Below are 19,832 nucleotides of genomic sequence, written 5' to 3'. Positions count from 1 at the left end.
AGGCGCCCCCCGTCTAGTCTCTACACCTTCCAGACCGCCGCTCGCGCGGCAGCCGGCTTGGCTCGGCGTTGCCTCGGCGCCCGGCGCGCTACGCGCCTCATGGCCCAGGGGGTTCGCCGAATTTGAGGGGTTCTGCACCGGCCGTTTCCGGTCGGGCACTCAATCGTCTTTCAAGTCCGCTATGTTTACCAATTTCATCACCCCGGCAGGGCGGACGCGATTCTACCATTGCGCGGCCCCCGTCCCAAAGGGACAGCGGGGAGATGACGCGCGTCCATCGTCATGCGGCGGTCATACGCGTTTTTCATAATCGGCCCATCGAAAACGTTTACAACGCTGCCGGGGCCGCACGCATGACGCCAACCATCAAGGATGTCGCCGCACACGCCGGGTTCTCGATCGCGACGGTTTCGCGCGCGATCAACGCGCCGCACACGGTCAATCCCGTGACGCTCGCGCGGGTACGCGAAGCGATCGACGCCCTGAAGTTCCGCCCGAACCCGCTCGGCCGCCAGTTGCGCGGCGAGCGCACGCGCCTCATCGGCGTCGTGCTGCCCACGCTCGCCAATCCGGTGTTCGCGGAGTGCCTGCAAGGCATCGACGAGCTCGCGGCCGCGCAAGGCTTCCGGCTCATGCTCATGACCACGCAGTACGACGCCGGGCGCGAGCGCCACGCGATCGAAACGTTGCGCGCGCAACGGGTGGAAGGGCTGATCCTGACTGTCGCCGACGCGGACACCCACCCGCTCCTCGACGAACTCGACGCGGACGGCCCCCTCTACGTGCTGATGCACAACGACACGAAACGCCGCCCGTCGGTATCGGTGGACAACCACCAGGCGGCGTGCGACGGCGTGCGCATGCTCATCGCGCACGGCCATCGCCGCATTCTCATGCTCGCCGGCACGCTGGCCGCCTCCCACCGCGCACGCCAGCGCCACGCCGGCTATGCGCTCGCCATGCAGCAGGCCGGCCTCACGCCCTCCCCGGCGCTCGAAATCGATTTCAACGCGGAAGAACTCGCGCCCTCGGTGCTCGCGCATCTCACGAGCGGACCGGCGCGCCCCACGGCGCTCTTTTGCAGCAACGATCTGCTCGCCATGGTGGTGATGCGCGGCCTGCGCCGCGCGCGCATGCGCGTACCGCAGGACATGTCGATCATCGGCTTCGACGGCCTCGCCATGAGCGAGTTGCTCGCGCCGCCGCTCGCGAGCATCGGCACGCCGAACCGCGAGATCGGCAGCGCCGCGTGGCAATGCCTGATGGCGCGCATCGGCGGCCAGTACGCGGGCCCGCTCGCCAATACGCTGCCTCACACGCTGCGCACGGGCGGCACCGTCGCGGCGATTGCGCACGCGCCGCTCGGCGTGCCCGCCGGACCGCTTTCGTGAGCCGGCCGCGCGCCTGAGCGCGCTGCGCAACAAGCACTGCGCAATACGCAATACGCACCGCATACAGCCCGAATCCGGACTCGAACAACCTGGGCCGCGCACGCACGCGGCCTCCATCCACCAGAACGTTTTCCAACCGACCTGGAGACCTGCCGTGACCCGTCGACTCGCCTTCGCCGGCCCGCTTTCGTCCACGCCCGTGCGCACCGCCCTGCGTGCGCTCGCCGCGCCCCTGCTTCGCATTGCACAGCGCTCGCGCGCCGTGCCGCCCATCACCCGCATTGCCGTCATCACCCGCACCGCCCGCGCCGCCGCGCTCGCGGCCGGGCTGGCCGTGCTCGGCGCGCCGCTAGCGGCGCAGGCCGATCAAACCGCGATCTGCTACAACTGCCCGCCCGAATGGGCCGACTGGGCCAGCCAGATCCAGGCCATCCAGAAGGAAACCGGCATTCGCGTGCCGTTCGACAACAAGAACTCAGGCCAGTCCATCGCGCAACTGATGGCCGAGCAGAAAAGCCCGGTGGCCGACGTGGTCTATCTCGGCGTCTCCTCGGCGTTCCAGGCCAGGGATAAAGGCGTGATCGCGCCGTACAAGCCCGCGCACTGGAACGACATTCCCGCCGATCTCAAGGACCCGCAAGGCTACTGGTTCGCCATCCATTCGGGCACGCTCGGCTTCTTCGTCAACAAGGACGCGCTCGAAGGCAAGCCGGTGCCGCGCTCGTGGGCCGACCTGCTCAAGCCCGAGTACAAGGGCATGATCGGCTACCTCGATCCGTCGAGCGCGTTCGTGGGCTATGCGGGCGCCGTGGCTGTGAATCTCGCGCTGGGCGGCACGCTGGACAATTTCCAGCCCGCCTTCGACTGGTTCAGCAAGCTCAAGGCCAACCAGCCGATCGTGCCCAAGCAGACGGCCTATGCACGCGTGCTCTCGGGTGAGATTCCGATCCTGCTCGACTATGACTTCGACGCCTACCGCGCGAAGTACAAGGACCATGCAAACGTCGAATTCGTGATCCCGAAAGAAGGCACGATCGCCGTGCCCTACGTGATGAGCCTCGTGAAGAACGCGCCGCACGAAGCCAACGGCAAGAAGGTGCTCGACTTCGTGCTCTCCGACGAAGGCCAGAAGCTCTGGGCCAACGCGTATCTGCGCCCGGTGCGCGCGAGTGCGCTCTCGCCGGAAGCCGCCTCGAAGTTCCTGCCCGCGAGCGACTACGCACGCGCGAAGCCCGTGGATTTCGCGAAGATGGCGGCCCAGCAGCAGGCCTTCGGCGAGCGCTATCTGCAAATCATGCACTGAACCGCGAGCCGATCCCGTCCATGCACGACCTGACTTTCCCGTTGCGCTGGCGCGTGGCGCTCCTTGCGCCCGCGCTCGCGGTATTCCTCGCGTTCTGGCTGCTGCCGATGGTCGCGCTCGTGCAGGTGAGCGCCGACGGCCATGTCGTCGACACTTATCGTGCACTGCTAACGAACGGCCGCTACATGAGGAGCCTCGGCGCGACCGTTGCACTTTCCGCCGCCGTCACCGCGGCAACGCTCGTGATCTCGACGATCTGCGGCCTGCTGCTCGCGCGCCGCGTGTTCGCGGGGCGGCGCGCGCTCGTCGCGCTGCTCACGTTTCCGCTGGCGTTTCCGGGCGTGGTGGTCGGCTTCATGGTGATCATGCTCGCCGGCCGCCAGGGTCTCATCGGCGCGCTCGCGCTGCGCTTCACGGGCGAGCGCTGGGTATTCGCCTACTCGATGGCGGGACTCTTCGTGGGCTATCTGTACTTCTCGATCCCGCGCGTGATCGTGACGGTGATGGCCTGCGCGAGCCAGCTCGACGCCTCGCTCGAAGAGGCGGCGCGCTCGCTCGGCGCGTCGTCGTGGCGCGTGCTCCGCGACGTGATCCTGCCCGCGCTCGCGCCCGGCCTCGTCGCGGCGGGTGCGATCTGCTTCGCGACCGCCATGGGCGCGTTCGGCACGGCCTTCACGCTCGCCACCGACATCGACGTGCTGCCGATGACGATCTACACCGAGTTCACGCTCAACGCCAACATGGTCACGGCCGCAGGCCTTTCCATCGTGCTCGGCGTGGTCACGTGGGCGGTGCTCACGCTCGCGCGCAGCATGACGGGTTCGGCTGTCGCAGCCACCGCATGAGCGCCCCCCGGCTATCGAGGACTCCAGAATGAATTCACTCGCGAACCCGACGGCGCCCGGCATGCACGACGCGCCGGGCCAGCCGCCCGCCGCGCGGCGGCGCGTCGCCCTGCCCACCGCGCGCACCTGGCTTGCCTGCGCGCAGTGGCTCGTCACGCTCGCCACCTGCGCGTTTCTCATCGTGCCCGTGGGGATGTCGATCCTCGCCGGGCTCACGGTCAACTACTTTCGCGGCGTGGCAAGCGGCCTCACGCTGCGCTGGCTCGATCAGGTCTGGGCACAATATCACTCGAGCGTGTTCCTCTCGCTCGAAGTGGCGGCGGCCACGCTCGCCGTCACGCTCGTGACCGGCGTGCCCGCGGGCTACGCGCTCGCGCGCAGCCGCACGCGCCTCTCGCGCGTGATCGAGGAATTGCTCGTGCTGCCCGTGGCCCTGCCGGGTCTCGCCTCGGCGCTCGCGCTGCTCGTCGTGTACGGCGGCTTCAGCGCGTTTCGCATGAGCGCGGCGTTCATCGTGGTCGGTCACGTGGTGTTCACGCTGCCGTTCATGGTGCGGCCCGTGGCGGCCGTGTGCGCATCGGCTGACCTGCGCACGCTGGAGGAAGGCGCGGCGAGCCTCGGCGCGAGCTTCTGGCAGCGCTTCACGACGATCGTGCTGCCCAACGCGCGGCCCGGCATCGTGGCGGGCGCGCTCGCGGTGCTCACGCTCTCGATCGGTGAATTCAACCTCACGTGGATGCTGCACACGCCCGACACCAAGACCCTGCCCGTGGGCCTCGCGGATACGTATGCGTCGCTGCGCATCGAGGTAGGCAGCGCCTACACGATCCTGTTCTTCCTCATGACAATGCCCTTGCTCGTGGCGATGCAGTGGCTCGGCGTGGACGTGCCCGGCACGCAAGGCAAACGGCGCATTGCGGGAACCGCCGCGAACGTGAACGTGAACGCGAGCGCAGCGAAGAAAAACAAGGATTCCGAATGAAACTCGAATCGATACCGATTACCCTCACGCGCTGCGCCAAGACGTTTCGCGGCACGCGCGTGCTCGAACCGCTCGACCTCACGATCGGCGCGGGCGAAACGCTCGTGCTGCTCGGCCCTTCCGGTTGCGGCAAGACCACCACGCTGCGCATGATCGCGGGTCTGGAAACGCCCGACGCGGGCGGCCGCGTGGCCTTCGGCGACGAAGACGTGACGGCGCTGCCCATCGAGCGTCGCAAGGTCGGCATGGTGTTCCAGAACTACGCGCTCTTTCCGAATCTCGACGTGCGCGGCAACATCGGCTACGGCCTGAAGATCCAGCGCGTTCCCACGGCTGACGCGCGCGCGCGCGTGGACGAGCTGCTCGCGATGATGCGGCTCGAAGCGCACGCCGCGAAGCCCATCGGCCAGCTTTCGGGCGGCCAGCGCCAGCGCGTCGCGCTCGCGCGCGCCCTCGCGCCCCGCCCGCGCGTGCTGCTGCTCGACGAGCCGCTGACCGCGCTCGATGCGCGCCTGCGCGACACCTTGCGCGGCGAGATGAACGCGCTGCTGCGCGAACTCGGCGTGACGACCGTGTACGTCACGCACGATCAGGCCGAGGCGATGGAGTTGGGCGACCGCATCGTCGTGATGAGCGCGGGCCGCATCGAGCAGATCGGCACGCCGCGCGAGATCTATTACCAGCCCGCGAGCCGCGCGGTCGCGCAATTCGTCGGCACGCTCAACCGCATCGCGGGACAATGGCAAGACGGCATCCTGCGCACGAGCGGCGGCGCCGTTGCGGCCGGCACGCAGCCGACGGCGGGCGCCGCCGAACTCTTTTTCCGCCCCGAAGACGCCATGCTCGCCGATCCCGCCGCCGCGCAACTGCGCGGCGTGATCGAGCAGACGACCTTCCTCGGCGAGCGCACGCGCCTCACGATCGGCGGCGCCGCCCCCGATGCCCTGCTCGTCGACGTGGCGGGCCGCATCGAGCTCGCGCGCGGCACGCCGGTCGGCATCTCGATCGCCCCCGAAGCGCTCATCGCGCTTGCGTAAATCTTACACAACGAGGTTCCCCATGCTGCTCGCCCAGATCAGCGATCTGCACATCAAGCAACCGGGCGCGCTCGCCTATCGCCGCGTCGACACGGCCGCGGGCCTCCAGCGCACCATCGCGCGCCTGAACGCGCTCGCCCCGCGCCCCGACGCGGTACTCGTGACCGGCGACCTCGTCGATCGCGGTTCGGTCGAGGAATACCGGCACCTCAAGGCGCTGCTCGATACGCTGGAGATTCCGTATTGGCTCCTGATCGGCAACCACGACGCGCGCGAGCCGCTGCGCGACGTGTTCGCCGAGCGGCCCGAATTGCGCGAGGGCGGCGCGTTCGTCCACTACGCGCTGGACCTCGGCGCGCTGCGCGTGATCGCGCTCGACTCGATGGAGCCGGGGCAAAGCGCCGGCACGCTCTGCGAAGCGCGCCTTGCGTGGCTCGCGAAGGCGCTCGACGACGCGCGCGGCAAGCCCGTGATTGTCGCGCTGCATCATCCGCCGTTCGACTGCGGCATCGGCCACATGGATGCGATCCGTCTCGACGCCCGCGCCGCGCAGGCGCTCGAAGCGCTCATCGCGCAGCACCCGAACGTCGAGCGCGTGCTGTGCGGCCACGTGCACCGGCCCATGTTCGTGCGCTTTGGCGGCACGATCGCCTCGGCCGTGCCCGCGCCCGCGCACCAGGTGACGCTCGACCTCGCGCCCGGCGCGCCCTCCACCTTCACGCTGGAGCCGCCCGCGTTCGCGCTGCACCGCTACGATCCGCACGGCGGGATCGTGACGCACCACGGCTACGTGGAGACGTTCGACGGGCCTTATCCGTTCTACGAACCCTCGGGCGAGTTGATCGACTGAAGCGCTCCCCTGACCGGCGTCGAAACCGGTCGCGGGGCGCCCAGCGCGATCGCGCGCGCTCCGGTATGATCGGCACGCTCGAAGCCTGCCTTTCCGTCCCTCCGGGCGCCGCCCGCATCACGCACATGTCCACACCCGATTCCGCAAGCGCTGGCGCAGGCCAGTCGCTGCCCGGCCTGCTGCTCCTGCTCGCAACCATTGCGGGCGTCACGGTCGCGAACATCTACTTCAACCAGCCGCTGCTCGACGACTTCCGCAAGAGCTTCCCCGCCGGCGCCGCCTGGATCGGCGCGGTGCCCGCCGCGACCCAACTGGGCTACGCGGCCGGCATGCTGCTGCTCGCGCCGCTCGGCGACCGCTACGACCGCCGCCGCATCATCCTGCTGCAAACCGCGGGCGTGTGCGTCGCCCTGCTCGTCGCGGCCACGGCGCCGACGCTCGGCGTGCTGGTGGGCGCGAGCCTCGCGATCGGCGTGCTCGCGACCATCGCGCAGCAGGCCGTGCCGTTCGCCGCCGAGCTCGCGCCGCCCGAGGCGCGCGGCCACGCGGTGGGCACGGTGATGAGCGGCCTGCTGCTCGGCATCCTGCTCGCGCGCACGGCGGCCGGTTTCGTCGGACAGTATTTTGGCTGGCGCACGGTATTTGGCGCGTCGATCATCGCGCTGCTCGCGCTCGCGGTCGTGATCGTGAAGAAGCTGCCGAAAAGCCAGCCCACTTCCACGCTCGGCTACGGCAAGCTGCTCGGCTCGATGTGGCATCTCGTGGTGGAGTTGCGCGGGCTGCGCGAGGCCTCCGCCACGGGCGCGTGCCTGTTCGCCGCGTTCAGCCTCTTCTGGCCCGTGCTCACGCTGCTGCTCGCGGGCGAGCCGTTCCATCTCGGGCCGCAGGCCGCGGGTCTGTTCGGCATCGTCGGCGCGGCAGGCGCGCTCGCCGCGCCGATCGCCGGGCGCTCGGCCGACAAGCGCGGGCCGCGCGCGGTCATCACCATGTCGATCGCGCTGATGGCGATCGCCTTCGCGATCTTCGCGTTCTCGGGCACGAGCCTCATTGGCCTCGCGATCGGCGTGGTCGTGCTCGACGTAGGCGTGCAGGCCGCGCAGATCTCGAACCAGTCGCGCATCTACGCGCTGCGCCCCGAAGCGCGCAGCCGCGTGAACACCGTCTTCATGGTGTGCTACTTCATCGGCGGCGCCACCGGCTCGGCCGTGGGCGTCGCCGCGTGGCACGCCTTCGGCTGGATCGGCGTGTGTGTGGCCGGCCTCGCATTCACCGCGCTCGCGGGCGTGATTCACTACGCGACACGCCCGCGCGTGGGCGCGGGCGCACAGGCGTCGTCCTGATGCGGGCGGCGTGAATATCGCGGGTTGCTTGCGCGCGTGATTTACGCGCGTTATTTACGGGCGTAGAGCAAGTCGGTCATGTCGTCGGCGTGCTCCTCCTCCACCGCGAGAATCTCCTCGAAAATGCGCCGCGTGGTGGTGTCTCCGTGGCCGAGATAATTGACGATCGCGCGATAGCTCTCGATCGCGATGCGCTCGGCGATCAGGTTCTCGCGAATCATGTCCTTCAGGTCCGCCCCTTCCTTGTACTCCGAGTGCGAGCGGGCGATCAGCGTGGCGGGCGAGAAGTCGGGCTCGCCGCCCAGCTGCACGATACGCGCGGCGAGCATGTCGGCGTGCTGCTGCTCCTCGTTCGCGTGCTGGAGAAATTCGGCCGCGACCGACTCCGATTCGATGCCCTTCGCCATGAAGTAGTGCCGCTTGTAGCGCAGCACGCATACCAGTTCCGTGGCGAGCGAATCGTTGAGCATCTTGAGCACGGTCTCGCGGTTCGCGGGGTAGTCCGGCGTGACCGGCCCCTGGTCGAGATTGCGGCGCGCCTCTTCGCGCACGCGCTTGAGGTCGAAATCAAACGAAGCGTGTGTCTTCGACATCTGGCTCTCCTTCGAACATGACATGCAGGAATGGGACGGGAGGGTTCGCGCGCGTCATGCGCGCAAGACGCCGAGCAGCAGCGTGACCACGAAGACCACCAGGAAGAGATAGAACAGGATCCTGGCGATTTCGGCCGCGCCCGCGGCGATGCCCGTGAAGCCGAACACCGCAGCGATGATCGCGATGATGAAAAACACGATGGCGTAATGGAGCATGGCGTCGTCCTCCTTGTGGGCGGATGTGCAGCGCTTGCGCCACCGCTTGCGCAATCGCCGGGCCCAAGGCGCGCGACGCGAGGCGGAACGAATGACCGGGCACGCAACGTGCTGAGTCACGGTTCCTTTGACACCGTGGAGGACTACCTCATGAAACGCCTGATTGCCCTCTTTCTCGTTACCGCCTCGGTTGCCGGTCTCTCGGCGTGCAACACAATGGCGGGCGCCGGCGAGGACGTTTCCGCAGGCGGCCACGCCCTCACGAATTCCGCGGAAAAGGCGAAGTAGTGAGCAGCGGCCGCTGAACGCGCCGCAACGGCCACCGCTCGCCCGCGCGTGAGCGCGATCGAGCGGTGGCTTGCGGTGTGATGGAGGGACGAGCGCCGGCGCACAGGCGCGCGCTCGAGCCCGCGTGAAATCAGGACGGGCGGCGCCGGTCGTCGAACACAAACGACAGCCCGACGCTGCCGAGAATCAGCACGGTCGCGACAACCGTGGCGCGCGTGACCGGCTCGCCCAGCAACAGCGCGCCGAGCGCGACGGCGACCACGGGATTCACATACATGCAACTGCTCGCAAGGAGCGGACTGGTGTGGCGAATCAGGTAGCCGTAGGCGACATACGCCGCCATCGTGCCGATGAAGAGCAGATAGAGAAACGCGGTAAGCGGCAGGGCATGCAGCGTCCCCATGCGCTCGCCGCTAATCCACGCGACCGCCGTCGAGATGGCGCCGCCAAGACCGATCTGCAACGCCGTCGCGATGAACAGGTCAGTAGGCAACGCCAGCCGGCCGGCCAGGTGCGCGCCGATCGCCCAGAAGAGCGCGCCGCACAGGATCGCGAGACTGCCGCCCGCCGAGTCCGCACCCGCGCCGCCGTGGCTCAGTATGGCGATGCCCACGAGCCCGAGCGCGACCGCGGCCCATTCGGCCTTCGCGACGCGCCGCCCGGTGACCGCCGAGATCACGGTGGCGAAAAGCGGCACCGTGGCGACCATCACGGCCGCCGTGCCGGTGCCCACGGTGCGCATGCCGTAGGCGAGCATGCCGCTTGAAAGACCGACCAGCAGCGTACCCACCACGCCCGCGTTGCGCACCTCGATGAGCGTCGGCATGACGGGCCGCCGACGCATCGCGAAGACAAACAGCCCGATGCCGGCAAGCAGGTTGCGCAAGCCCGAGAGCAGGAGCGGCGGGAACGAATCGAGCGCGACCTTCACGCCCAGATAGGTCGAGCCCCACACGAAATAGACGACGGCAAGCGAGAGCGCGACGCGTCCGCTGCGCGACTGCGGCAGGCGCACGGCGCGCGCGAGTCGCCAAAGCGCCGCCCCGGCGAGCAACGCCCCGCTGGCGAGATTGCGGGCGGATGAACGTGAAAACAAACGCGCAAGCATCGTCATGTCGCCGCGGTGGGTGATGGGACGGACCGCGGGCGCCCCGGCGGCAAGGCGGCGGGACGGGTCAAGCTCGACGGCATGGTGCAGGCGCGAAAAAAGGACGGAGTACGAAAGACACCCGGGCGGGCGCTCCGCATTATGCAACAACGTCTGACGTTTCGGAGGCTTTCAGAGTGCTTTACACGTGGGACTGTTGTTGCGGCGCGAAAGCGGCCAAAGGGGCGGATCGGGCAGGTCCGAAACGTGCGACTTCTCGTATGGCGCCGCGCTTCTGAGTTCGTGCTAGCATATGTAGATATCTTTCTTTTAGCTTTCAATTTCGGCCATGCGTTCGTTCGTTTCGCGCCCCAGACTCGCCCTGCCGGCGCGCCCCTCGCGCGGCGCGCCGGTGCGCGCGCGCGCCGCGCGCATGCGAACGGCCACGCGAACTTTCGCTCCCCGTCCTCTCGCCCCGCTCCCCGCCGCCCGGCGTCCGCACTGAACCCGCCTCCCCTGTTGAACCGGAGCCGTTCGGTCGGGCTCCGGGCCGATCCGTTGCGCCCTTGTTCCGCTGTCGCCCTCCAGGCCTCGCCTTTACATCGCTCCCTTTCTGGATCGCAAGGAGAACCCTCATGTCGAAGAAAATCCGTTATCTGACCGAGCTGGACCTCGCCCGCCTCGAAAAAGCCGCCGCCGAACCGGGCGCCGCGCCCGCGCGCCAAATCATGCTCGACGAGCTGCTCGAAAATACCGTGATCGTGGAGCCGCGCGAAGTCGCGGCCAATGTCGTCACGATGAATTCGCAGGTCACGCTCGTGAACGAGCGCAACGGCGAAACGCTCACGTACACGGTGGCCTACCCGCACGACGCCAACCTCGACGCGGGCCGCCTCAACGTGTTCTCACCCGCGGGCCTCGCGTTACTCGGCGCGAAGCGCGGCAACGCCGTGCGATTCACCACGCCGGGCGGCGCGGTGGAGACGCTGAAGATCGAGCGCATCCTGTTCCAGCCCGAAGCGTCGAACGATTTCACGCTGTAAGGGGCGAATGCGCCGCGCGCCGCGTTTAGCGCATCCCGCGCGACAAGGCACTTGCCAGATCGTCGCAGCGCGGTGTATCGTTTGGCCTGCTTACGCGGGGGTCCTGCGTCATGCGCCGCTTCGATCGAAAGTCGTGCAGCGTATTTCGCGGGTGAGAAATACCCTTTGAACCTGATCTGGATAATGCCAGCGCAGGGAAGCGTCCGGACTTCGCAGCATCACCGCCTCACCTCGTCACAGCGAAGTCCGTCCACGTTCCGTCTCATCTCCTGCTAAGCCGCTGTTCCCACTTTGCTTTGCATGGAGAGAGAGACGCATGAACGCGAATCCGAAGTTCATTTCCGCCAACGCGCACGTCGACGAAGCCGCGATCGCGCCGCTGCCCAATTCCCGCAAGATCTATGTGACCGGTTCGCAGCCCGACATCCGTGTGCCGATGCGCGAGATCACGCAGTCGGATACGCCCACGGGCTTCGGTGGCGAGAAGAACCCGCCGATCTACGTCTACGACACCTCGGGTCCGTACACCGATCCGGAAGCCAGGATCGACATTCGCGCGGGCCTGCCCGCTCTGCGCCAGGGCTGGATCGAAAAGCGCGGCGACACCGAAGCGCTGCCGGGCCTCTCCTCCGAATACGGCCGCGAGCGCGCCGCCGATGCGGCCACGGCCGAGCTGCGCTTCCCCGGTCTGCACCGCACGCCGCGCCGCGCCAAGTCCGGCAAGAACGTCACGCAGATGCACTACGCGCGTCAGGGCATCATCACGCCCGAGATGGAATACATCGCGATTCGCGAGAACCAGCGCCGCGCCGAGTATCTGGAAAGCCTCAAGTCGAGCGGCCCGAACGGCGCGAAGCTCGCCGCCATGATGGGCCGCCAGCATCCGGGCCAGGCGTTCGGCGCGGCAGCCTTCGGTGCGAATGCGCTCAAGGAAATCACGCCCGAATTCGTGCGCGAGGAAATCGCGCGCGGCCGCGCGATCATCCCCGCGAACATCAATCACCCGGAAAGCGAGCCGATGATCATCGGCCGCAACTTCCTCGTGAAGATCAACGCGAACATCGGCAATTCGGCGGTCACCTCCTCCATCGGCGAGGAAGTCGACAAAATGACGTGGGCGATCCGCTGGGGCGGCGACACGGTCATGGATCTCTCGACCGGCAAGCACATTCACGAAACGCGCGAGTGGATCATCCGCAACTCGCCGGTGCCCATCGGCACGGTGCCGATTTACCAGGCGCTCGAAAAGGTCAACGGCAAAGCCGAAGACCTCACGTGGGAAATGTTCCGCGACACGCTGATCGAACAGGCCGAGCAAGGCGTGGACTACTTCACGATCCACGCGGGCGTGCGTCTGCAATATGTGCCGCTCACGGCCAACCGCATGACGGGCATCGTCTCGCGCGGCGGTTCGATCATGGCCAAGTGGTGCCTCGCGCATCACAAGGAGTCCTTCATTTATGAGCATTTCGAAGAGATCTGCGAAATCATGAAGGAATACGACGTGAGCTTCTCGCTTGGCGACGGCCTGCGTCCCGGCTCGATCTACGACGCCAACGACGAAGCCCAGCTCGGCGAACTCAAGACGCTCGGCGAGCTCACGCAGATCGCATGGAAGCACGACGTGCAGGTGATGATCGAAGGTCCGGGCCACGTGCCGATGCAGCTCATCAAGGAGAACATGGACCTGCAACTGGAATGGTGCGACGAAGCGCCCTTCTACACGCTCGGGCCGCTCACCACCGACATCGCGCCGGGCTACGATCACATCACCTCGGGCATTGGCGCCGCGATGATCGGCTGGTTCGGCACGGCCATGCTCTGCTACGTCACGCCGAAGGAACACCTGGGCCTGCCGAACAAGGACGACGTGAAGGAAGGCATCATCACGTACAAGCTCGCGGCGCACGCGGCCGATCTGGCCAAGGGCCATCCGGGCGCGCAGGTGCGCGATAACGCATTGTCGAAGGCGCGCTTCGAGTTCCGCTGGGAAGACCAGTTCAACATCGGCCTCGATCCGGACAAGGCGCGCGAGTTCCACGACGAAACGCTGCCCAAGGACTCGGCCAAGGTCGCGCACTTCTGCTCGATGTGCGGCCCGCACTTCTGCTCGATGAAGATCACCCAGGACGTGCGCGACTTCGCCGCGAAGCAAGGCGTGAGCGACGACGAAGCCCTGAAGAAGGGCATGGAAGTGAAGGCCGTCGAGTTCGTCAAGCAAGGCGCGGAGATCTATCAGCGTCAGTAAGCCGGTCGGCGCCAACCCGGTGCAGGCGGGCGCTCGCCGTCCGCCGAAACATTTTCTAACGACTCCCACAACTCTCTGACAAGCGCACACACCCGGATACGGGTCGTGTGCCTACGATGGGGGTACTGGAGGTGCGACGTGCGAGCAACCCGCATGCCGCACCGCACACTCAATTTGGGGAGTCGAACAATGAGAACCTTCAAACGAACCCGCACGCTGCTCACGGTGACGACGCTCGTCGCCGTGCTGGGCAGTCTCTCGGCTTGCGACAACATGTCGAGGCGCGACCGCGACACGGTGATCGGCGCAGGCGTTGGCGGCGTCGCGGGCGCGGCGATCGGCGGCAATGCGCTTTCCACGCTCGGTGGCGCGGCGGTGGGCGGCGTTGTCGGCAATCAGGTCGGCAAGTAAGCCGGGCATCGGCTGACCGGGATTCATCGCACCAGGATTCACAGAACCAATACGCCGATACGCATCGACGATGCGGCCGCGTCATCCACGCACTTGGCTGCACGATCGAAGCGACGGTACAGAACACAAACGATACGACAGGCAACACGCCCGCCGGGCGTGCATCAGGGAAGGATGCGCGGCGCAGTTCCTCACAAGGGCTGCGCCGCGTTTGCTTGGCGCGCCCGGTACGAAACATTCCGTTATCGGGACGCAACACAAAACACGCGCGCACAGCGTAAGCTCAAACGATCACGGCCCGATCCAGACGCGATGCATCTGCGCGGCCGTTCGCCCAATCGCGGAGCCCGCCATGAAATGCCCGTCCGTGCCAGTGATCGCCGCCGCGTGCTCGCTCCTCACGCTTTCCGGCTGCTACTACTATTACCCCTACGGTTACGGCCCTTACTACACGGGCGTGGTGCCTGCGGCGAACACCCAGCAGGAAACCGCGGTCATGCAAACCGCGCCTAACCCCGCGCCCGCCGCCGTGGCCGATGCGCAATATCCGGGGCCGCTCTATCCGTCGCCGCCTGTTGCAATCGCCGCGCCCGCGTGGCCTGCTTATCCGGCCTATGCCGCGTACCCCGCTTATCCCGCTTACCAGGCTTACCCGGCCTATTCGGCCTACCCCGCGTATTACCCTTATCCCGCATACGGCTGGGGCTGGGGCGCGCCTGCCATCTCGTTCGGCTTCGGCTACTGGGGCGGAGGCGGCGGGCACTGGCATCACTGATTCCCCGGCAACGCCGCCTCATTTCCCGCTATCGCACCCGCTTTCGCCGCACTGCAAAACGGTGCCGGACCGTACTTTCCCTCCTTGACGCTCGCGCCCGGTTTTCTATTCTCCAAGTGGGCTACCGGCGTTTGAAGCACAGCCTTAATAAGCCCGCCTGCCGGACGAAGCACGCCTCAGCCAACGACGCGCCCCGGCGCTCCGAGCCGCACCGCTGCGCCGATAACAAACCAGCACAAAGGAGACGTCATGTTCCACCAGTTGTTGACCCCAATCGGCAATTCGCTGCTGTTTTCGTTCCTCGTAGCCGTGCTGCCTATCGTCACCGTGCTCGCCCTGCTGGGCTGGGCGCGCCGGCCCGCCTGGCAGGCTTCGCTCGCGGGCCTCGTGGTCGGCCTGATCGTCGCGATCGCCGGCTGGCAATTCCCGGTCAATCTTGCGATCAGTTCGGTGCTCGCCGGCGTGGTGTTCGCGCTGTGGCCCGTCATGTGGATCGTCGTCACGGCCATCCTGCTCTACAACATCGCGTTGCGCTCGGGCCGCTTCGCGGCCTTTCGCATGTGGCTGCTCGAGAACCTGCCCAACGACCGGCGCATCGTGCTCGTCGTAGTCGGCTTCTCGTTCGGCGCGCTGTTCGAAGGCATTTCCGGCTTCGGCACGCCGATTGCCATCACGAGCTCGCTGCTCATCATGCTCGGCTTCCCGACGCTCGAAGCCCTCACCTTCACGCTCATCTTCAACACCGCGCCGGTGGCCTTCGGCGCGCTCGGCGTGCCGATCACCGTGCTCGGCGCGGTCACGCATCTGCCCGCCGACGTGCTCGGCCAGATGGTCGGCCGCCAGTTGCCGTTCTTCGCGCTGCTGCTGCCGTTCTACGTCATCGCGATCTATGCGGGCGTGGGCGGCATGCTGCGCATCTGGCCGGTGCTGCTCGTCTCGGGCGGCAGCTTCGCGATCACCCAGTTCGTGACCTCGAACTTCATCAACTACAGCCTCACCGACGTGCTCTCGTCGCTCGTTTCGCTCATCCTCACCATCGTGTTCCTGCGCGTGTGGAAGCCCGCGCCCGACCCGCGCTTCGCCATCAAGGTCGATCGCACGAAAGAAACGCGCGGCGCGGTAACGGGGGCGCAGGGCTGGTATCCGTGGATCATCGTCGCGGCGGTCGTGATCATCTGGACGGTCGCGAAAATCTTCACGATCGGCGACATGAAAGTGCCTTGGCCGGGTCTCGACAAGGCCGTCTTCATCACGCTGTACAAGACGCCCTACGGCGCGATCTGGGACTTCCAGCCGCTCGCCACCGGCACGGCCATTCTCGTGGCCGCGATCATCACCGCGTTCGTCGTGCGGCTGAAGCCCGCCGACTTTGGCGGCGCGATCGTCGATACATGGGTGCAGACGCGCATCGCCATCCTGACCGTTGCGACCATCGTCGGCCTCGCGTTCCTCATGAACTACTCGGGGCTCACCTACACGCTGGGCCTCGGCGTTGCTTCAGTGGGTGCGTTCTTCCCGCTCGTCTCGGCTTTCCTCGGCTGGGTGGCGGTGTTCCTCTCGGGCAGCGATACCTCGGGCAACGCGCTGTTCGGCAACCTGCAAGTGGTGGCCGCGCAGCAACTCAACCTCAACCCCGTGCTGATGGCGGCGACCAACTCCTCGGGCGGCGTGATGGGCAAGATGATCTCGCCGCAGAACATCGCGACGGGCGTCGCCACCACCGACCTCAAGGGCAAGGAAGGCCACGTGTTCGCGAAGACCTTCAAGCACTCCATTCTGCTGACGGTGCTGCTGGGCATCCTCGTGTGGCTCCAGCAGAACGTGCTGACGTGGATGATTCCGCCGCACTGAACGCGCGGCGAATGTCCCGGGCGCACCAGCGCACCCGGTGTGTGCGCATGAAAAAACCCGCCGGCGCCGTGAAGCGCGGGCGGGTTTTTTGCGCGTGCCGGCGCATGCCGGCGCGAGCGCGACGCTTAGTGCAGTTCGCCGACCACGAGATTCATGATCTCGCGCGCCGGGCGCGACGAGTCGATCTGGCCGTTGTCGTCCACGATCGCCACGCGCGTCTGGCTCTCGGTCACGGCGCGCACGTTGAGCTTGTACTGCTTCGCGACCTTTTCCTTGCGGCCGTGGAAGATCTGGTTCCAGAAGCCCTGTTCGTCGGACGACATGTCCTTCGGATCGACGTAGCGCACGTAGTACATGCCCTTCGAGCGGTCGCGGTCGTCCACCGTGAAGTTCGCGCGGTCGAGCGCGATGCCCACGCGCACCCACGCGCGGTCATACGGCTCGCCGAGCGTGAGCTCCGTTGAGCTGTACTGGCCCGAGGTGCCTTCCGCGCCCGCCTTCGAATCCGACCCGCTGCCCGACTGCTGGCCGACTGCCGCGACGTTCTGCGCGGCGACGGCGGCGGCTGCTGCATCCGGAGCCTTCGACTTCGCGTCGGTGCCCTTGCTGTTCGCCTTGGCGTCGGCTTCGGCCGCGACTTGCGCGTCGGGCACGCCCGGCTTCGCGTTCGCGAGCGTCATCATGAGGCGCTTGAGGTACTCGGCCTCGAGTGCGGGATCGTTGGGCTTGGGCACCCACTTGCTGGTGTCGTTGTTCGTGCCCGTGAGCTGCTCGCTCAGGCCCTTCTGGCTGATGAACACGTAGGTGCCGCCCGCGGGCGACGTTTCGAGACGCGTGCGGTACTTGTTGCGCTCGGCCGTCACGTACGAGTTGCCCGTGGCCCACGAGAGCGTGTTGCGGATGAGACCGTCGCTGATCTTCGGGTGCGTTTCGTTCCAGTCCGTTTCCATCACGCCCTTGTTGCGCTGGTCGACCACCAGCAGGAAGCCCTGCTCCTGCCAGAAGCGGCGTACCTGCGCCCAGACCTGGTCGGGCGTGCGGCTGTCGATGACGAGCCAGCTTTCCGTACCGTCACGCTGGATATGCATGCCCGGCACCTGCGGGAGCACCTGGGTCTGATCGGACGGCGCGGCTTCGGCCTGAGTCTGCTTGAGCGCGGACAGCGAGGTCTCGCCGCCCTGCGGCGCCAGCGAACGCTGGTCGGACGCTTCGTCGAGCATGTTCGGCGGCACGGCAAGCGAGGACTGCTTCGCCTTTGCGTCACTACGGTAATCGATCTTGCCTGGCGTCGGCGAGCTACATCCGGCGACCAGCCCGCCCGCCATCAAGAGCACAAGCGCGCGCGCGGCAAGACGTTGATGAAAATCACTCATGTTCGGGTAATCCCTTCGGCTACGCCACGGCCAGTTTCCGTGGATCAACCAGCCATTTTACCGGGCCGACGGCCCGCTGTGCAAAAACCGCGTCCTGACTCCGTTTCCATTCGCTACGAAGATCGCCGCCAGGCGGCTGCGCGGCCCCTTCGGCTCCTCCAGAGAAACATTCATCAACATTTGAATCGTCGACATCCGTGCCCGTTCGTATGCGTATTTTTCTTTTGGATCAATACATTAGCTACTGATCGCGGCGAAACGCCACGTTGCGCCCGACAGCCCTGACGGCGCGAGCCTCTTGCGAAAACGACCCCGGTGCTAATTTCCCTCTGCAAATCTCAAAAAAAGAAGTTCACAAAGAGCAGGACCGGAGAGCGTCATGAAAACTTGCAGCCTCATCCAGGCGGGCCGCGCCGCGGCCTGCGCCTGCGCGCTCAGTTGCCTGAGCCTCGCCGCCGCGCCGGCGCATGCCGCGCTCGGCGACGCCCCCACGGTGCCTCCCGGCGCCAGCAGCCATCCCCTGGCGGGCGGCGCCGCCCGTGTCGTCAGCTACGTCGACGACGGCGGCGCCACTGTCAACGAGTACGTGGCGAGCGCCAGCGGCACCGTGTTCGCCTACACATGGCAAGGGCCGACGCAGCCCAACCTGGAGGCGCTGCTGGGCCGCTACGCGGCCGACTGGCGCAGCGCCGCGGCCGCCCAGCACGCCGCGGGCCGCGACGATCTGCACGGCGCGCGCGTGGTCGGCGCACAGGTCGTGGTCGAGACGGGGGGCCACATGCGCGCGTATGCAGGCCGCGCCTGGCTGCCCGCCGCGCTGCCCGAGGGCGTCGCCGAAGGAGACCTGCAATGAGCGCCCTTCCGCAACGCCTTTCGCGCGTGTCCGCTTTCGCGGGATTCGCCGCCTTCGCGCTTTGCGCGGTGCTCGCCGCCTGCGGCGGTGGCGGCGGTGGCGGCACGGCTGCCGCGAGCCCCACCTCGCCCGTGGCCGCGAGCGCCCCGGCCGCCGCCAGTGCGGCAAGCCCGGTGAGCGCATCCGCGCCCGCCAGCACCACCGGCACCGTGCCGCAATCGAACACGCCCAACGTGCTGGCCGTGACGGTCGGCCCCACGCCCACCTCGACGCGCAACATGCTCATGACGAGCGTCACGCTCTGCGTGCCGGGCACCGCCAATTGCGCGACCATCGACAACGTGCAGGTCGACACCGGCTCTCAGGGCCTGCGCGTGCTGGCCTCGGCGCTGCCCGCGGGCTTCGCGCTGCCGGCCGTCACGACCGGCGGGGGCGGCGCGAGCGGCGCCATCGCGGGCGAATGCGCGGCGTTCGGCACGGGCTATACATGGGGGGCGGTGCGCAGCGCCGATGTGAAGCTCGCGGGCGAAGTCGCCGCGTCGCTCCCGATCCAGGTGATCGCCGACGCGGCGGTGCCCGCCACGCCATCGGGCTGCACGGGCTTCGGACTCGCGATGAACAGCCCCGCCACGCTGCGCGCGAACGGCATTCTCGGCGTGGGCCCGTTCAGCGCTGATTGCGGGGTGAGCTGCGTGAACGCCGCGCTCGCCGGCTGGTACTACGCGTGCCCGGCGAGCGGCTGCATGGCCAGCGCGCAACCGCTCGCGCAGCAGGTTGGCAATCCGGTCGCCGCCTTCGCCACCGATAACAACGGCGTCCTGATCGACCTGCCCGCCGTGGCGGACAGCGGTGCGTCGTCGGTGAGCGGCTCGCTTGTCTTCGGCATCGGCTCGCAGGCGAACAACGCGCTCGGCGGCGCGACCGTGCTGCGCGCGAACACCGGCACGGGCTACGTGAAGACGACGACGTCGGACGGCACCGTCTATTCGCAAAGCTATATCGACAGCGGCTCGAACGCGCTCTACTTCAACAACTCGACGCTCACGCGCTGCGGCCTCTGGTATTGCCCGAGTTCGCCCGCGAGCCTCGGCGCAACGATCAGCGGCCTCGACGGCCTGGGCGCTTCAGTGAACGTTACCGTCTCGAGTTCGACGACGCTCCTCGCGAGCGGCAACTGGGCGTTCAATGACCTCGCGGGCTATAACGCCCACGCGTTCGGCTGGGGACTGCCGTTTTTCTTCGGGCGGCGCGTATTCACGGCGATCGAGGCCCAGGTCACGCCTGCGGGGACCGGGCCGTACTTTGCGTTCTGAAGGACAGTGGCGGGGATAGCGGCAACGGCACAG

The 19,832-nt window shown here is 67.3% G+C and carries 19 protein-coding genes and 1 riboswitch; of the genes, 15 read left to right on the top strand and 4 right to left on the bottom strand.

Translation table 11 applies throughout. From position 1 onward, the window contains the following. Nucleotides 1-353: 353 nt before the first annotated feature. The 7 genes from C7402_RS37760 to C7402_RS37730 all read left to right on the top strand — a co-directional run bounded on the left by C7402_RS37760 (nucleotide 354) and on the right by C7402_RS37730 (nucleotide 7,748). On the top strand, nucleotides 354-1,391 hold the full coding sequence (locus C7402_RS37760; RefSeq protein WP_116614172.1) for a LacI family DNA-binding transcriptional regulator: 1,038 nt from the start codon (nucleotides 354-356) through the stop codon (nucleotides 1,389-1,391). Between the two features lie 280 nt (nucleotides 1,392-1,671). Continuing rightward, nucleotides 1,672-2,694 (top strand): ABC transporter substrate-binding protein, encoded by a 1,023-nt coding sequence (locus C7402_RS37755; RefSeq protein WP_372460490.1) that lies wholly within the window; start codon nucleotides 1,672-1,674, stop codon nucleotides 2,692-2,694. A gap of 20 nt (nucleotides 2,695-2,714) precedes the next feature. After that, the gene (locus C7402_RS37750) at nucleotides 2,715-3,539 is read left to right on the top strand and encodes an ABC transporter permease (protein WP_116614171.1); all 825 of its coding nucleotides are present in this window, start codon (nucleotides 2,715-2,717) and stop codon (nucleotides 3,537-3,539) included. Nucleotides 3,540-3,567: 28 nt separating this feature from the next. Beyond that, complete coding sequence (locus tag C7402_RS37745; protein WP_116614170.1) at nucleotides 3,568-4,521, top strand: ABC transporter permease; 954 nt, start codon at nucleotides 3,568-3,570, stop codon at nucleotides 4,519-4,521. Then, nucleotides 4,518-5,558: an ABC transporter ATP-binding protein gene (locus C7402_RS37740; RefSeq protein ID WP_116614169.1), complete on the top strand. Its 1,041-nt coding sequence runs from the start codon at nucleotides 4,518-4,520 to the stop codon at nucleotides 5,556-5,558. Before C7402_RS37745 ends, C7402_RS37740 begins: the two co-directional genes overlap by 4 nt. A gap of 22 nt (nucleotides 5,559-5,580) precedes the next feature. Then, entirely contained in the window at nucleotides 5,581-6,408 is an 828-nt protein-coding gene (locus C7402_RS37735) for a phosphodiesterase (RefSeq protein ID WP_116614168.1), read from the top strand. A 125-nt stretch (nucleotides 6,409-6,533) separates the two neighbouring features. Next, complete coding sequence (locus C7402_RS37730; protein WP_116614204.1) at nucleotides 6,534-7,748, top strand: MFS transporter; 1,215 nt, start codon at nucleotides 6,534-6,536, stop codon at nucleotides 7,746-7,748. A gap of 50 nt (nucleotides 7,749-7,798) precedes the next feature. Here the strand turns inward: C7402_RS37730 and C7402_RS37725 are convergent, their stop codons facing one another. Together C7402_RS37725 and C7402_RS37720 are read right to left on the bottom strand one after the other, a co-directional pair. Next, nucleotides 7,799-8,341, bottom strand: coding sequence for a ferritin-like domain-containing protein (locus tag C7402_RS37725; RefSeq protein ID WP_112176769.1), 543 nt, complete (start codon nucleotides 8,339-8,341; stop codon nucleotides 7,799-7,801). A gap of 54 nt (nucleotides 8,342-8,395) precedes the next feature. After that, a complete protein-coding gene (locus C7402_RS37720; RefSeq protein ID WP_116614167.1) occupies nucleotides 8,396-8,557 on the bottom strand; it encodes a DUF1328 family protein in 162 nt (53 codons plus the stop codon). A 150-nt stretch (nucleotides 8,558-8,707) separates the two neighbouring features. On the opposite strand from C7402_RS37720, the gene C7402_RS37715 reads away from it, so the two are divergent. Continuing rightward, nucleotides 8,708-8,845 (top strand): entericidin A/B family lipoprotein, encoded by a 138-nt coding sequence (locus C7402_RS37715; RefSeq protein ID WP_112176816.1) that lies wholly within the window; start codon nucleotides 8,708-8,710, stop codon nucleotides 8,843-8,845. A 130-nt stretch (nucleotides 8,846-8,975) separates the two neighbouring features. Here the strand turns inward: C7402_RS37715 and C7402_RS37710 are convergent, their stop codons facing one another. Then, entirely contained in the window at nucleotides 8,976-9,953 is a 978-nt protein-coding gene (locus C7402_RS37710; protein WP_116614203.1) for an EamA family transporter, read from the bottom strand. Between the two features lie 614 nt (nucleotides 9,954-10,567). Between C7402_RS37710 and C7402_RS37705 the strand changes: the two genes are divergently transcribed. From C7402_RS37705 to C7402_RS37685, 5 genes are all read left to right on the top strand, one after another. Continuing rightward, nucleotides 10,568-10,975, top strand: coding sequence for a GreA/GreB family elongation factor (locus C7402_RS37705; protein WP_112176767.1), 408 nt, complete (start codon nucleotides 10,568-10,570; stop codon nucleotides 10,973-10,975). A gap of 86 nt (nucleotides 10,976-11,061) precedes the next feature. Beyond that, a riboswitch (TPP riboswitch) is annotated at nucleotides 11,062-11,191 on the top strand. Nucleotides 11,192-11,291: 100 nt separating this feature from the next. Further along, nucleotides 11,292-13,223 (top strand): phosphomethylpyrimidine synthase ThiC, encoded by a 1,932-nt coding sequence (thiC, locus tag C7402_RS37700; RefSeq protein WP_112176766.1) that lies wholly within the window; start codon nucleotides 11,292-11,294, stop codon nucleotides 13,221-13,223. Nucleotides 13,224-13,412: 189 nt separating this feature from the next. Continuing rightward, nucleotides 13,413-13,634: a glycine zipper 2TM domain-containing protein gene (locus C7402_RS37695; protein WP_116614166.1), complete on the top strand. Its 222-nt coding sequence runs from the start codon at nucleotides 13,413-13,415 to the stop codon at nucleotides 13,632-13,634. 352 nt (nucleotides 13,635-13,986) lie between these two features. Next, nucleotides 13,987-14,409 carry a hypothetical protein gene (locus C7402_RS37690; protein ID WP_112176764.1) on the top strand — a complete coding sequence of 141 codons (423 nt, stop codon included), beginning with the start codon at nucleotides 13,987-13,989 and terminating at the stop codon, nucleotides 14,407-14,409. A 249-nt stretch (nucleotides 14,410-14,658) separates the two neighbouring features. Continuing rightward, on the top strand, nucleotides 14,659-16,260 hold the full coding sequence (locus tag C7402_RS37685) for an L-lactate permease (protein WP_116614165.1): 1,602 nt from the start codon (nucleotides 14,659-14,661) through the stop codon (nucleotides 16,258-16,260). A 125-nt stretch (nucleotides 16,261-16,385) separates the two neighbouring features. Here C7402_RS37685 and bamC read toward each other — a convergent pair whose 3' ends face one another. Next, entirely contained in the window at nucleotides 16,386-17,633 is a 1,248-nt protein-coding gene (gene bamC, locus C7402_RS37680; RefSeq protein ID WP_112176762.1) for an outer membrane protein assembly factor BamC, read from the bottom strand. A gap of 379 nt (nucleotides 17,634-18,012) precedes the next feature. On the opposite strand from bamC, the gene C7402_RS37675 reads away from it, so the two are divergent. Both C7402_RS37675 and C7402_RS37670 read left to right on the top strand, forming a co-directional pair. Continuing rightward, the gene (locus C7402_RS37675) at nucleotides 18,013-18,486 is read left to right on the top strand and encodes a DUF2844 domain-containing protein (RefSeq protein WP_112176761.1); all 474 of its coding nucleotides are present in this window, start codon (nucleotides 18,013-18,015) and stop codon (nucleotides 18,484-18,486) included. Then, nucleotides 18,483-19,799 carry a DUF3443 domain-containing protein gene (locus tag C7402_RS37670; protein WP_116614164.1) on the top strand — a complete coding sequence of 439 codons (1,317 nt, stop codon included), beginning with the start codon at nucleotides 18,483-18,485 and terminating at the stop codon, nucleotides 19,797-19,799. Before C7402_RS37675 ends, C7402_RS37670 begins: the two co-directional genes overlap by 4 nt. The last annotated feature ends 33 nt before the right edge of the window (nucleotides 19,800-19,832 follow it).

The sequence above is a fragment of the Paraburkholderia unamae genome, from assembly GCF_003096875.1.
Classification (GTDB): Bacteria; Pseudomonadota; Gammaproteobacteria; order Burkholderiales; family Burkholderiaceae; genus Paraburkholderia; species Paraburkholderia unamae.
The sequence above is the reverse complement of the archived record's forward strand: the minus strand, read 5'-3'. Positions and strand labels throughout refer to the sequence as shown.

Excerpts from the sequence above, each read along its gene's own strand:
- C7402_RS37760 (WP_116614172.1), top strand. The coding sequence starts at position 354 with ATGACGCCAACCATCAAGGATGTCGCCGCACACGCCGGGTTCTCGATC.
- C7402_RS37750 (WP_116614171.1), top strand. The coding sequence starts at position 2,715 with ATGCACGACCTGACTTTCCCGTTGCGCTGGCGCGTGGCGCTCCTTGCG.
- C7402_RS37745 (WP_116614170.1), top strand. The coding sequence starts at position 3,568 with ATGAATTCACTCGCGAACCCGACGGCGCCCGGCATGCACGACGCGCCG.
- C7402_RS37740 (WP_116614169.1), top strand. The coding sequence starts at position 4,518 with ATGAAACTCGAATCGATACCGATTACCCTCACGCGCTGCGCCAAGACG.
- C7402_RS37735 (WP_116614168.1), top strand. The coding sequence starts at position 5,581 with ATGCTGCTCGCCCAGATCAGCGATCTGCACATCAAGCAACCGGGCGCG.
- C7402_RS37730 (WP_116614204.1), top strand. The coding sequence starts at position 6,534 with ATGTCCACACCCGATTCCGCAAGCGCTGGCGCAGGCCAGTCGCTGCCC.
- C7402_RS37725 (WP_112176769.1), bottom strand. The coding sequence starts at position 8,341 with ATGTCGAAGACACACGCTTCGTTTGATTTCGACCTCAAGCGCGTGCGC.
- C7402_RS37720 (WP_116614167.1), bottom strand. The coding sequence starts at position 8,557 with ATGCTCCATTACGCCATCGTGTTTTTCATCATCGCGATCATCGCTGCG.
- C7402_RS37715 (WP_112176816.1), top strand. The coding sequence starts at position 8,708 with ATGAAACGCCTGATTGCCCTCTTTCTCGTTACCGCCTCGGTTGCCGGT.
- C7402_RS37710 (WP_116614203.1), bottom strand. The coding sequence starts at position 9,953 with ATGCTTGCGCGTTTGTTTTCACGTTCATCCGCCCGCAATCTCGCCAGC.
- C7402_RS37705 (WP_112176767.1), top strand. The coding sequence starts at position 10,568 with ATGTCGAAGAAAATCCGTTATCTGACCGAGCTGGACCTCGCCCGCCTC.
- thiC (WP_112176766.1), top strand. The coding sequence starts at position 11,292 with ATGAACGCGAATCCGAAGTTCATTTCCGCCAACGCGCACGTCGACGAA.
- C7402_RS37695 (WP_116614166.1), top strand. The coding sequence starts at position 13,413 with ATGAGAACCTTCAAACGAACCCGCACGCTGCTCACGGTGACGACGCTC.
- C7402_RS37690 (WP_112176764.1), top strand. The coding sequence starts at position 13,987 with ATGAAATGCCCGTCCGTGCCAGTGATCGCCGCCGCGTGCTCGCTCCTC.
- C7402_RS37685 (WP_116614165.1), top strand. The coding sequence starts at position 14,659 with ATGTTCCACCAGTTGTTGACCCCAATCGGCAATTCGCTGCTGTTTTCG.
- bamC (WP_112176762.1), bottom strand. The coding sequence starts at position 17,633 with ATGAGTGATTTTCATCAACGTCTTGCCGCGCGCGCGCTTGTGCTCTTG.
- C7402_RS37675 (WP_112176761.1), top strand. The coding sequence starts at position 18,013 with ATGAAAACTTGCAGCCTCATCCAGGCGGGCCGCGCCGCGGCCTGCGCC.
- C7402_RS37670 (WP_116614164.1), top strand. The coding sequence starts at position 18,483 with ATGAGCGCCCTTCCGCAACGCCTTTCGCGCGTGTCCGCTTTCGCGGGA.